At 64.7% G+C, this 14667-nt stretch carries 1 protein-coding gene (running past one end of the window); it reads right to left on the reverse strand.

All coding sequences use genetic code 11. From position 1 onward, the window contains the following. Positions 1–14667 carry the 3' portion of a hybrid non-ribosomal peptide synthetase/type I polyketide synthase gene (locus CLV41_RS15600; protein WP_103223334.1) on the reverse strand. 8076 nt of this gene lie beyond the right edge of the window, so only the last 14667 of its 22743 coding nucleotides appear in the window; its start codon lies off the right edge, out of view; it ends in the stop codon at positions 1–3.

Consider the following 14667-nt stretch of genomic DNA (forward strand, 5'->3'; position numbering starts at 1 on the left):
TCAGATATCCAGTATGCTTACGATGTCAGCGGCTTCGGTGCGTGCGAACGTGCTTTCCTCGATGCCGATGCCCAGATCCATGATCGGGTTTTCCGGAGCGGCAGCCATTTCTTCCAGCACACGATCCAGCAGACCGGCCAGATATTCTATGTCGGTTTGGCTGTAGAGGTCACTTCGATATTCGATGGCGCAGGCGATGCCACCGGACTCCGCGGGGGAAAATACGAACAGCAGGTCGTATTTCGCAAACGGCGATGCGGGGCTCACATCGGTGATTGGAACGCCAGCGAAATCGGCCCTCGCCGTATGGTCCAGTTCGTTCCAGGTAACCGCAATGTCAAAGAGCGGCGAGCGGCCGGACGTTCCGGCTGCCTGCGTCTCTTGAACGATCTGCTCGAAGGGAACATGACCGTGCCGCAGGCTTCCGGTGATCACTTCTCTGGCCTGCACGATCAGCGCACTGACCGGCAGGTCGGCCGTAGGCCTCATCCGAAGTGGCAGCACATTGACGAAACAGCCGATCATCGCGTCGAGCGCCACATGCTCGCGGTTTTCAGAAACCGTTCCGAGCACCATGTCTTCTCGTCCGGTCAGCCGCTGCAACAACGCGCTTACCGCGGCAAGGAATACCGCGAACACGGTGGCGGACTGTCTTGCCGCGAGTTCGCGAAGTGCCTTTGCCTGTTCCGCATCGAAATCCTTCCGGAAGGTCTCGCCTCTGGTGGTCTGGCGCGAAGGCCGGGTGGAAGCGAAGGGCAGGTCGAGCGGAGCGGGTAAGGTCGACAGGGTTTTCCGCCAATAATCGCGATCCGCCTCGATGGACGGCGCTTCAAGGACCTGACGCTCCCAGCGCGCGTAATCCGTGAACTGGATGTCCTGCGCCGGAAGCGTGCAGTCCCGTCCGTCAATTGCCGCGCTGTAGGCTGTCTCCAGATCGCTCATGAGCAGTTCAAGCGAGCGGCCGTCGGCGACCGCGTGATGCAGTGAAACAGATAGCACCGATCTGCTTTTCTTCACGTCGATCAGCCGTGCACGGAACAGCGGCGCCTGCGCCAGATCGAATGGTTCCGAAGCGTCTTCAGCCAGCAGTTTCGCCAGCATTTTCTCGTCATCGGCCCGGCTGCGGACAAGCGTGAACGGGACATCGTCGTGGATGACCTGCCGCGGACCTTCGATCCCGGTCAGAAACGCCGTTCTGAGAGCCCCGTGCCGGGCAACAACAGCGGAAAATGCCTTTTTGAGCGCTCTGATCCGCACCGTCCCGTTGAAACGCAGCGCCGCATGAATGACATAGGCCGCGGACTCTTTCGAAAGTTGCTGCGCTGTCCAGATCCGCCGCTGGGCGTGGGTCAGAAGGCAGGCATCCATGTTCCGGGATGCGACGAGCGGAGGCCTGTCGGCCTGCCCGCGCTGACGCAGGGCTTCACCAAGCGCGCGTACCGACGGCATTGCGAACAGATCACCGAGATCTACCTTGCAGCCCAGCCTGTCGCGCAATTGCCGCACCGCCCGCGCGGCCAGAAGGCTCTGGCCACCCATATCGAAAAAGCTCGCGTCGGCATCCACCATCCGTGTCTTCAGGAGAGTGGCGAATACAGCGGCGATCTCGGCTTCAATCTGATTGAAGGACACCTCGGCGGACGGGGCACCTGTTTCAGCGAACTCGGACAGGCCGGTCAGCGACAGGGCGCGCCGGTCGATCTTGCCGGACGGCAGCAGCGGCAATTGCTCATGAGGGACAATCTGTCCCGGCACCGCCGCGGCGGGCAGTTTCGCGCGCAGCGCCGACAGGAGCGATTGCGGATCCACGGCGTCACCGGCCACATGCGCGACCAGCATCGCTTCCGCCCCCGCGCCCCGCAATTCGACCGCCGCGTGGCGGATGCCCGGCTGCGCCGACAAAGCCGCCTCCACTTCGCCGATTTCGATCCGGTTGCCCCTGAGCTTGATCTGGCCGTCCGTCCGGCCAAGGAACTCCAACCGCCCGTCGGCGCGCCAGCGCGCCTGGTCACCGGTACGATAGAGCCTGCCTGCGACCGGATGGAGACGTTCCGGAAAGGCTTGAGCGGTCCGCTGCCTATCGTCAAGATAGCCGCGGGCCAGTCCCGCGCCGAAAATAGCGATTTCGCCCGGAGCGCCGATCGGTTGCAGGGCACCGCCAGGTGAAAGCACGGCCACCCCTTCGCCCGGCAGCGGACGACCGAGATCGGCCTGCGACGTTTCCGTGATCCGCCGCGCGCAACTCCAGATCGTCGTTTCTGTCGGGCCGTAAACCTCGTAGACGCTCAGGTGGTCAAGCGCTGCCAACCGCTCGCGGAGAGGCGCCGGCAGCGCTTCTCCTCCGGTAAGCACGGTGCGCAGCGCGGAGCGTGGCGCGAACACCTGCGTCCCGCAGAACGTGTCCATATCCAGCAACAGCGCAAGACGCGTCGGTGTCGCCTGAAGCACCGTCGCTTTCCGTTCGGCAAGCGCTTCCAGCGCGCATTCGGGCTCCTGTGCATCTTCGGCGGTGATCGCAAGCACGCAGGCACCAAAGGTCAGAGTGCCGAGGAGTTCCAGGATCGAAATATCGAAACTGATATTGGTCAGCGCCGCGACACGGTCTTCGGATCCAAGACCGAATGCGCCAGGCAGCGACTGGCAGAATGCCGCCAGTGCGCCGTGCTCGATCATCACCCCCTTCGGCTTGCCTGTCGACCCGGAGGTGAACAGGACATAGGCGAGCATTCGCGCGCCGATCTTCGGCAGGATAACGTCGCTTCGCGGCGCATCCAGCAGCGCTGTCAGGTTCTGGCGCAGCTTGCCCTGCGAGAAATCCGTCAGAACAAGAGCGCAGCCGGCTTCCTCGATCAGCACCTTGCGCCGTTCTTCCGGCAAGGCCGGATCCAGCGGAACGAAGGCGGCACCGGCCTTCAGCACACCCAGAAGGGCGACAGGCAGACGCGCATCCCGCGGAAGTTCGATACCGACCCGCGTGCCGGGCTCGATGCCGAGCTGAACGAGCTGGCCCGCCAGATGATCGGACAGGCCGGCAAGAGTTTCGTAGCTGAGGGTTCGCACCCGGTCCGTTGTTGCCGGAGCCTGCGGTGTCCGTTTGACGAATTCTCCGACCGCGTTGAGGATCGTGCCGTTCGCGGATTTCAGGTTCAAGGAGAGTCCGCCCCGGTCCAGAAGCGCCTGCCTCTCCTCTTCGCAAACGATCTCGAGCGCACCGAGCGGAACGGACGGATCGGCGGTTACGGCATCGACCACCTGACCGAAGGTGCCGATCATCCTTTCGATTGTATCGTGATCGAACAGAGCGGTGGCATATTCGAAATAGGCCGTGATTTCATCATCTTCAGGTTCGATGATCAGGGTCAGGTCGGTCTTGGCCACAGCCGCAGCCTGCATCCGGCGGACCACGCTCACATCTCCAAGGCTCAATTGGGCGTGATCCGGATCCTGCATGACGATCATCGCATCGAAAAGGACGCTGCGGGAGACGTCACGGGGCAGGTCGAGCGCCTCCACGATCCGGTCGAAGGGTATATTCTGGCGGTCAAGCGCTTCGCTGATTGTGGCGCCTGTCGCCTGCAGAAGAGTGTCGAACCCGGCGTCCGGATCGAGCGTCACGCGCAGCGCAAGCTGATTGAGAAACAAACCCACCTGATCGCCATAGTCGGGATGCTCCCGCCCCGCGACCGGCGTACCCAGGGTAAGGTCATCCTGACCGCTGTAACGGTGAAGCAACGTCTGGAAGACCGCGGCAAGCACGGCAAAGAGCGTGAGGTTCCGTTCCGCCGCCAGCGACTGCAACCGGGCTGTCCGGACTGTATCCAGTTTGAACGAGGCCATTGCCCCACGTATGTCCTGGCGTTTCGGGCGCGGCCGGTCGGTCGGCAGGTCCAGCCGGGCCGGCGGGCCGGCAAGCTTGCCGCGCCAGTAATCCAGCTCCTCCGGTGCGTCCGCGCGCTCGGCCTGATGGGCCGCGCAATCGCGGAACTGCCGTTGCAGCGATGCCGGCTTCGGCCCGATCCTCTTTGCGGCGGCATAGAGTGCCGACAGATCGCGGACCAGAACGCCCATCGACCAGCCGTCGGCAATGAGGTGATGCAGGCAGAACCCGAGCAGGTAACTTTCAGGGCCGGTCCGGGCAAGTCCGATGCGGAAAAGAGGCTCCTGCTCCAGATCGAAGGGCCGCGACAAAAGCGGTGCGAACCAGATCTCGGCGTCGGTTTCCGGCGACTTGCTGCCGCTGAGATCTATCGTGGCGAGCGGGGAGCCCGAGCCCAGTATCTTCTGGCGCGGCTCACCCTGCGGATCCGTCGTGATTACCGTGCGCAGGCTCTCGTGGCGCTTGCACAGCGCTCTGACGGCCATGGCGAAAGCCGATTCATCCAGCGGGCCATCCAGCCCGGCCATGCCCGGCAGCAGACCGTATCCCTGTTGCCCTTCAAGTTGCTCAAGCACCCAGAATCGACGCTGCGCGGGCGACAAGGCATAGTCTGCGGCTTTGGGCAGCCGCTTGACCCGATCGGCACTCTCCGGGGCCTGTTTGCCTACATACCCGGCCAGGGCCGCAGCCGTCGGATTGCGCATGACATCGTTCAGCCGCAGCTTGGCGCCGAAATCGGCGTAAACCCTTTGAACCAGCCATGCGGCCGTCAGGCTGTGACCGCCCGCCGCAAAGAAATCGTCGTCGGGCCCGAGCGTGGGCAGACTGAGAACCTCACGCCACAGATCGAGCATCCGGTCCGATCCGCCCGCCGGTCCACCCGTAGATGTTTCCACCTCTTGCGGTGGGCTTTCAGCGGCGCGGGACAGAAGGCGTGGATCGGGCCGTGGCAGCGATTGAAGCGGCAGATCCGTCAGCCCGGCGCAGGTTTCCAGCAAAGACAGGACATATTGCCCGATCCCTTCCACCCTCGCGGCGTCGAACAGCGCATCGTCATATTGCAGGGAAAGCGTCAGCGACCCGGGCGTTTCGGCAAACAGCAGGGCAAGGTCCAGCTGGCTACCCTGCACCGGCAGCGGCAGCGGCGTGACTTCCAGCTCCCCGGGCACGGCCATTCCCTCGCTCAACCGATAACTTACCATCGCGTCGAAAAGCATGGAGCGGTCCGGCCTGCTCGGTGGTTTCACCGCGTCGACAATCCGGTCGAAGGGGCAGTCCAGACGGTCGAGCGTGTTCGCCAGTCCGGATCGTACCTGTTTGACGAGCGCAGCGAATGTCGCCCCGGGCTCAAGCGTAACGCGCAGGGGAATCGTCTCCGCGCACAGACCGATTACCGTCCGGCTGTCGCGGTCGGGCCGCCCTTCCACGGGTATCCCGAGGATCAGATCGTTCTGCCCCGACAGGGCATGCAGGGCAAATGCGCTCAGCGCGGTCAGGATCGAAAACGGTGTCGTGCCATGCATGCGGGCAACGGCGGCGAGGCTTTCCCGGACGCTCTCACCGGCAGTCAGATCAAGGGATGCGCCACTCTGGTTGCGCACCGGGGGTCTCACCCGATCCGTTGGCAGATCGAGCGGGTCAGTCAAGGGTGTGAGGACTTCTTGCCAGTAGCGCAGGTCCGACTGCGCCTTCGGCCCACGCGCCCGCGCCTGCATTCTGGCCACATGCGCGCGATATTGCGGGGCAGGCCGAGCAGGATCGGGAACCCGGCCTTCCACCATCGCTGCATAGACCGGCCAAAGTTCCGCGGCCAGAAGATCCAGCGAGTGGCCGTCCGCGATGATGTGATGCAGGTTCACGAAGAGAACGTGTTCATTCTCGGCGACAGTCCAGAGCCTGACGCGCAGCAGCGGGCCGTTCTCCAGATCGAAGGGCCGCGCGACCTCCTGCGCGCAGCGCGCGAGCGCTTCGGCCATCGGATCGTCCCCGGACGGGATTTCCTCTGTCGAGAAATCGACAAGCGCCGCCGCATCGATCACCTGAACAGGCTGACCCTCCTGCATTTCAAACCGGGTGCGCAGCGCTTCGTGCCGCATGGCAACCTTGTCGATCGCGCGTCTGAACACTTCGGGATCGAACCGCCCGCAAATCCGCCACGCGGCCGGCATGGCGTAACCCGGGCTCTCCTCATGCATCTGATCGATAGCCCACAGACGGTATTGCGCCGGCGACAGGTCGAAAGTCCCTCCTTCAACCGCAGGGTCTGCCGAGATGGTTTCGGCGTCCGGTGCGACATCGATCAGCGCGCACAATCCCTCCGGGGTCGGCTGATCGAAAAAAGCCCTGAGCGATACCGTGACGCCGAAGGTTTCCTCCACCAGGCCGATAAGCCTCGCGGCGGCAAGACTATGGCCTCCGCATGCAAAAAAATCGGCTGTCATGTCGTCGGTCGGCCTGTCGAGCACATGCGACCAGATTTCAAGAACGCTGCGTTCGCGCGTGTTGCCCGGACGCCGGGCCGGAGGACCCGTTCGCTGTGCGGGAACATAAAGAGCCGCCAGCGCGCGCCGGTCGATCTTGCCGCCCGGTGTCGACGGCAGGGTATCGAGACAGACGATTTCAGAAGGGACCATGTAGTCGGGCAGGATCCCGGCGGCGGCCGCGCGCAGATCCGAACCGGTCTCCCGCGCGCATTCGACGAAGCCGATGATCTGCGCCGTTTCTCCCTGCCCCCTCAAGATGCCGGCCCCGCGCCGGACACCCGGTATCCGGTTCAGACCGGCATCGACCTCCGCCAGTTCGATGCGATAGCCCCGCAGCTTGATCTGATCGTCACGCCGCCCGAGGAAATGCAGGGATCCGTCCGCGTCCCAGACTCCCAGATCGCCTGTCCGGTAAAGGCGCCCGAACTCCGCATGCCGGATAAACCGCTCTTCCGTCAGGGAGGGATCGAGATAACCCCTCGCCAGTCCGGGTCCGCCCACATGGATTTCGCCAGGCGAGCCGACGGGCGCGGGCTCTCCGGCAGGATCGAGCACCAGCAGCCGCGCCCGGCCAAGAGGACGCCCTATGCTGACAAGCCCGGTTTCCTTCAGGTCCGCGGGAGTGAGCCTATGCGCACTGCAGTCGACGGTACACTCGGTCGGACCGTAGACATTTGTAAGCTTGAGCCGCGTACAGGAAGGCGCGCTCAGTACCGCCTGCGCCAATTTGGCGGGCAGCGCTTCGCCGCCGACGAGAATATGACGAAGCGCCAGATCTTCGCTCTGGGCAAAGCCCAGGTTCAGCAGCAGGGACAGGAGGCTCGGGGTTGCGTCAGATACGCTGACCCCTTCCCTTGCGAAAAGATCGATCAGGTCGCGGCCGTCGCGGCGCGTCTCCCCATCCACGACGACAAGCCGGTGCCCGCCGCAAAGCGCTGCAAAGATCTGCTGGACCGAAGCGTCGAATATGGGAGGCGCGACGAGCGCCACGGACTGCGGGCCTTCCAGCCCCGCATAGACTTCCTGCTGCAGCGCCTCGACAAGCCCCGTCACCGAGCCATGCTCGATCATCACACCTTTCGGACGTCCCGTTGAGCCTGAAGTGAAGATCACATAGGCAAGATCGTCCGGCCGAACCTCGACATCCGGCGCGGCTTCCGACCGGTCGGAAAGATCTTCCGCCGCGAGCATCCTTTCCGTAAAGCCCCAGCAATCGGCCGGAGCACTTCGGTCGCAGATGAGCGCGGCACAGCCGGCATCCGCCAGAATTCCCGCTACACGCTCCGCCGGCGCGGCCGGATCGACCGGTACATAAGCCGCACCCGCCTTGAGGATACTGAGCATTGCCGCGATCAGCCGGCTGTCCCGCGGCAGGGCCAGCCCCACACGTGAACCGGCCTCGATCCCGAAGCGATCCCGCAGGCTGTGAGCGATTGCGTTGGACGTCTGGTCCAGGTCGCGGTAGCTGAGTGTACCGTCGCTTCCGCAGACCGCCGCGGCGTCCCCCCTGCCCGCAACCTGCTCCGCGAAACGCTCCAGCACGGTTGCCTCCGTCTCGACGGCTGGTGCCGAGGCACATGCGAAATCCCGCACAAGCCGTGTTCGTTCCACCGTATCCTGCAGCGGCAGGACGCCGAGCCGCGTATCGGCCTGCGCTGCTGCGGCGGACCGGATCAGATGTCCGACCGCCGCCGCGATCTGGCCGGTACGCTCAGCCGTGAACCGCGCCGGATGCGCATCGAGCTGCAGGCTCAGAGCGCCGTCCGGGCCGCGAAGATAGGTGAAACTCAACCCCGTTTTCGGTCCCACCGGGCCCGCATCGAAAGTGCTGAGAGACAGTCCCGGCAGATCCGGCACCGCCGGAATATCCTCCAGGGCGACAATCGTGTCGAAAAGCGGTTGATCGCGATTCAGGCCGAGTTCGCGGACAATCTCGTCAACCGGCACATCCTGATGACTGAGCGCTTCCCTTACAAGATGGCCCGTCCGTTCGACCAGTGAGGCAACGGTCATCTGCGTATCGACCGCTGCCCGCAGGACAACCATGTCGGAGAGGTAACCGACCTGGCCCTCGAATTCCGGCAGGTTGCGGCCGGCAACCGGAGTCCCGATCCACAAATCCCTCTGACCGCTCAGCCGGTGCAGCACCGCTGCGGTGAAGGCCGTAAGGGTGCTGAAAAGGCTGGCACTGTGCCGCGAGCCCAGGGTTTGCAGTTTTTCTGTCAGGCCGTCGAGAGCGACGACGCTGCGATGGGCGAAGATCGCGTCCGGATCAAGATCGCCCGCCCGTCCCGGATGGAGATCGAACCGCGCGGGTACGCCGTCCAGCCTGGCGGTCCAGTAAGCGAGATCGGCGCGGCCGTCAGGTCCCTCCCGGCGGTCGGACTGCCAGGCGGCGATTTCCTTCGGCTGACAGGGCAGCACCGGCAAGTCGGCTGGCGGTCCGCCGCAGGCGGCGCTGTAGGCCGCCGTGATTTCCCGGGTCAGGACGTCCATGGACCAACCGTCGCAGATCGCATGATGGAGCGACAACAGGAAAAGCGAACGCTGCGTCCCCGTCCTGAACAGGCAGGCACGCGCCAGCGGTCCGCGTTGGAGGTTCCATCCCTCGGCGGCCAGGACCTGTGCTGCCTGGACCGCGGCAGGCGCCGGATCATCCTCTTCCGTGAAATCGCGGCGCTCCAGGGCCAGATGGCCTTCGGCCTCGATGCGCTGGCGCACTTCTCCGCGCCGGGTGACAAATCGTGTCCGTAGAGCCTCGTGCCGTCTTGTCACGGTCTCGAGAGCCGATTGCAGGGCAGCCTCGTCGAGCGGACCGTCGATCCAGTACCCACCCATAACAGTATAGTCCGGCCGAGGCCCGTCGAGCTGCTGCAGGAAACACAGCCGTTGTTGCTGCGCCGAGGCGGGATAACTCTCGGAGGCAGGCAATGCGGATAGTGGAGATGTCACCCGCGGTGCACCGCCCGCCAGTCCGTCAATCACTCGTGCGGCCAGCCCCGCGACGGTCGGTTTCTCGAAGAGATCGCGCAGGCTTACGACCGGACCATAGCGGGTCTGAATCCGGTTAATGAGCCGTACGGCAAGCAGGCTGTGCCCGCCGAGCATGTAGAAATCCGCGTCCATGTCCCGGACCGGCGCGCCCAGCAGCGCCGCCCAGTCTTCGGAGATCTCGGTTTCAATCCGGTTGGCCGGTCCCCGGACCGGTCGGGCAGCCGCGTCAGCAGCGGTGGCCGGCTCGGATGCGGGCTCGGGCAGTGCGCGCCGGTCAAGTTTGCCGTTGCCGTCGATCGGAAGGCTGTCCAGGGAAATCAGATGCGCCGGCACAAGCGGAGCCGGAAGCTGTTGTGCAAGCTTCGAGCGCAGCACTTTCAGATCGACGGCGCCCTCGACCACAATATAGGCGGCAAGCTCCGGACCCGCCGGGCCGGGCCGGGCGATCACCGCGGCCTGGCGCACACCGTCCTGCGCTTCCAGGACCGCTGCGATTTCCCCGGGTTCGATCCGGTGACCGCGGATCTTGAGCTGATCGTCGCTGCGCCCCAGATACCGCACGGTACCATCCGCCCGCCACAGACCCAGATCGCCGGTCCGGTAAAGCCGGCCGAATTCGGAGTGACGGACAAACCGTTCTTCCGTCAGGTCCTCGCGCCCCAGATATCCGATCGCAAGTCCGTCGCCCCCGACCCAGATTTCACCCGGCATGCCGATGGGCACCGGCGCTCCGGTCGAATCCAGGATGAAGAGGGTGCTGTTTGCGATCGGCCGTCCGATAGGCATGTCCGCGCCCGGTTCGGGAGGCGTTTCAATCCTGTACGTCGCGGAGAAGGTGGTGTTTTCGGTCGGGCCGTAGCCGTTGACCACGGTGAGTAAGGGATTTGCGGTCATGGCGGCCGCGACATGACTTGCGGAGATCCGCTCGCCGCCTGTCAGGACCGTCGTCAGCGATGCAAAGACGCCAGGATTGAGATCGGCGAAAGTGTTGAAGAGCGTCGCCGTGAGCCACATGACGGTAACCCCCTCCCGTGCGGCGATATCCGCAACGGCCCAGGGGTCAAGCAGGGCTTCCCTGTCGGCGAGCACCAGGCACCCGCCGTTCAGGAGCGGTCCCCAGATTTCGTAAGTCGTCGCATCGAAGGACAGCGCGCCAGTGAGGAGCAGCCTGTCGTCCGGTCCCAGCGGAACGACGTCGCTGTCGCGCACCAGCCGGACGATGGCGCGGTGGGGGACCACAACGCCTTTCGGCGTGCCCGTGGAGCCGGAGGTGAACATGACATAGGCGGGCGTCTCGGCGCCGGATTCCGGCAGCGCGACGCCTTCCGGATCGGCCTCCACCGCCTTCAGCGTCACCGCGAATTTCGCCTGTGCGGCTTCCGTGTCGCTCAGCGTCAGTTTCGGCCTGGCGATATCAAGCAGGGTGGCGATCCGGTCCGCCGGATAGTCCGGATCGATCGGGACATAGGTGGCCCCGGCCTTCAGAACCCCCAGCATCGCGGCGACCAGCGCCGGCCTGCGATGCGCGATCAGGCCGACCAGATCCCCCGGCGCGACACCATGACCTGCCACGAGACCCGCCGCGATGCGGTCGGACCACCTGTCGATCTCGCCGTAGCTGACGCTTTTCGCCTCGTGACGCAGGGCGGTGGCCTCCGGCATTTTACCCGCAACCTGCCGGAACAGATCCACGACGCTGGCTTCCCGCGGATAAGCGGTACCCGTGTCGTTGAAGAGGCGGACAACCGTGTCCCGTTCCTCGTCTCCAATGAATTGCAGCGCCGGCAGAAGGCTTTCCGGAGCTGCCGCCACGGCCGACGCGAGCTCACCGAGATGATCGGCCATTCTCTGGACAGTTCCAGAGTCGAAAATGTCGGTGTCATATTCCAGTTCAAGATCGATTCCTTCCGATGAAGGAAGAAGGTAGAAGATCAGATCGGCGCGGGAAACGCTGCCCGGCAGATCCGCCGCCGTCGCCGGCCGGCCGTCGAAGGACAGGCTTTCTCCGGCGAATTCCTCCACCGTGACGATGACATTATAGAGGCCGAGCCGGCCGCCCCGGCCGGTGCCGCCACGCGCCTGACCCAGATGTTCGACCGGATAATGGCTGTGCTCCTGCGCTTCGCTCAGCCTTTCCCGTGTCTGGTCGAGCAGCGCCGCGAACGTCGTTTCCGGATCGAGTTTCAGCCGCAGGACGAAATTCTCGATGAAGCAGCCGACCTGATCGAACTCCTCCTTGCTGCGCCGTCCCGCCGCAACACTGCCTATCACCAGGTCTCCCTGCCCCGAATAACGATGCAGAAGCGCCGCGCTGAGGGCCATCAGCACGTGGTAGAGCGTACCGCGATGCTTCGCTGCCAGCGCACGCAAAGCCTTCGACATTTCCGGCGTCAGCCTGCTGTGGACCGTGCCGCCCCGATAGCTCTTGACCGCCGGTCTGGGGCGGTCGGTAAAGAGTTCGATCTGACGCGGTGCATCCGCCAGCGTCTTTTCCCAATAGGCGCGGCTTTCCGTTCCGGCGGGGCTGTCGAGCAAAAGGCGTCTCTGGGTGGCGTGACCGCTATAGGTACCGGTGGGAGCGGCGAGTGCGCCACCTCCATAGGCCCTGGACAGATCCCGCATCAGCACGGCGACGGACCAGCCGTCGGCAATGGCATGATGCAGACAGATAACCAGCAGGCTGCGTGCCCCGGCCTGTTCGACATGCACGCGCCAGAGCGGTGCTTCCGCCAGATCGAACCCCTCTCCGGCCAACTCCGAAGCGCGTGCTAGCGCATCGGCTTCGCTCGACGCGGCCCCGCTCGTCAGCACAGGCTCGATCCGGTCGGCGATTTTCAATTGAGGAGTGTCGGAACCCGTATCCTCGAAGGCGCAGCGGAGCGCCTCGTGCCTTTGCGCCACCGCGCCAAGCGCCGCGCGCAACCGGTCTTCATCCAAAGGCCTATCGACCCAGAAGGCCCCGCAGATACAATAGGCGGAGCGGTCCGCCGCCATTCTGTCCAGAAGCCACATCCGTTCCTGCGCCGGGGAAAGCAGTGCGGGACCCTCCTGGTCCGCTGGCGATAACCGGACCGACTGCGGCTCTCCCGCGCCACCGAGCAGGCCCTGCATCTCCGCGACACTCGGCCGCTCGAACAGATCCCGCACCCCAAGATCCACATCGAAGGCGTCCCTCAACTGGGCGACAATCTGGACCGCCCCCAGCGAATTGCCGCCAAGTGCGAAAAAACTGTCCTCTGGGCCGGGGAAAACGCCTGTAGGCAGATAGGCGCGCCATATCCCTAGCAGCCGATCCGTAACGTCGCCGCTGCCCCCTGGCCAGGAAACCTGATCCTCCGTCTCTGCCGGCTCCACCGCAAAAACGAGACCTTCGCCCGGCTTGAATTGCGCCCTCAGGCCCGTGTCCCGGATCCATCCCTCCGGCAACACTTCGGCGGGGATCGCTTCCGGCGTATCACGCGAACAGCTCTCGAACACGGCGCCTTCAATGCCGGGCGGACAAAGGCTCAGCCTGTCGTCCAGCACGAACCGGTGCGGCTCCGGTGAACCGGCACCGGCCTTGACCTGTTCCATTTCGGTGGCACTGGCGACAGGCAGGAGCGCGAGCGGCATGGTGGGTTGCGCCGTGCAGGCCGACAGCAATATCTCCAGATGCCGGCCCATCCGGACGATCCGCTCCGCGTCGAACAGGTCGGAATTATAGGTGACACGCAGAAGGGTCTCGCTCTCGTCCGCAGCGATTTCGAAATAGAGGTCGAATCCCGATGCCGGCGGCGTCAGATCGGCGACGGCTTTCCCTTTCACGCCGCCCAGCCTCAGCTCCGGCCGCGCGATGTCGGCGGCGCTGACCAGAATGTCGAAAAGAGCGGCCCGCGCCACGTCCCGGGGTCTGCCGAGGCGTGACAGGATCGCATCGATGGGCGTATCTCCGTCGGCAAAGGCTTCGGTGGCTGTCTCGGCCACCCGCCCCAGCAGAGCGGCGAAACTGTCCGCCCCGCGAACGCGGTCCCGCAGCGCCAGCGTGTTCACGAAATTGCCGATCTGACCGAGAAGATCGGGATGTCCGCGTCGCGTGATGGCCGACCCGAAAGTTATGTCGCTCGCCCCGGTATAACGGTGGACCAGCGCCTTGAGACCGGCCACCGTTGCCAGATATGGCGTCGTGCCGGACTGGCGGGCCAGGTCCTGCAGGGCGGACGTTGTTGAGGATGACAGCCGGATATCGTGCCGTGCCGCGGTGAAACTCTGTATCCGCGCCCGCGCTCGATCCCTTGGCAGTTCGGACTGTGGTGGCATGTCCTCAAGGCGCGCGGCCCAGCGCTCCAGCGCGGCGCGGCCTTCGGGCTCATGCAGTCTCGCATCCTGCCACAAACAGGCATCGATATGCTGTACGGACAGGTCGGGCAACTCTGCGGCGCGCGCCTCAAGGGCGGCTTCGTAGAACCCGGTCAGATCCGCAATGAACGCCTCTTCCGACCAGCCGTCGAAAGCGATGTGATGCATCGCGTAGACCAGGACGTGACGGGTATCCTCTCCGGTTTCAAGACGCACAAGCGACGCCCGGAAGACCTGGCCGGCCTGCAGGTCATAGGGAGCCGAACCGAGCCTGTGAACAGCGTCGGCCAACAGCAGCTCCGGTGTGCCGGTGCCTGTCACCGTCTCTTCGGCCAACTCGCAAGGCTCACTCGCGCGAACCGTCTGCCACAGCACACCATCGTTCAGTTCATAGCCGGTTCTCAGGATGCTGTGACGCTGTAGAAGACCGTCGAGAGCGGTCCGCAGCGCCTTCGAGTCCAGCAGACCGTCAAAGACGAAGGCCCCCGACAAGACGTAGAAAGCCTCCTGGCCCTCGAGTTGCGAAAGCGTCCAGATACGGCGTTGAGCGGGAGACGCAGGTGCGCGCGTCAGCCCCGTGGAAGGGATGGCGGCCGACGCCGCTCCCTTGTCCTGCGCCAGATGCGCCGCGATACCCGCAGGCGTCAGCTCGCGGAAAAACACCGACGCTTCCAGATGCCGCCCGGTCCGCCGCTCCACCTCGGCGGCGATACGCAGGGCGGTCAGGCTCGTGCCGCCCAGCTCGAAGAAACTGTCCCGGGCCGATACGTTCGGCTCGCCGAGCAAGGTGCGAAACACCTCCACGACGGTGTCGAGATGCTCCCCCCGCGACGAAGAATGATCCGGCGACCGGCCATTCCAGTGCTCCTCCGCCCGGCCTTCCGCCCGCAAACTTATGCGGCGGGGCATCGCGGGACCGCGCAGCACGCGCGCGAGACCGGCCGCCAGATCCGCTAACTTGACATCGGAGCCATTGCA

Origin of the sequence: Roseibium marinum, from assembly GCF_002906165.1 — a bacterium.
GTDB lineage: Bacteria > Pseudomonadota > Alphaproteobacteria > Rhizobiales > Stappiaceae > Roseibium > Roseibium marinum.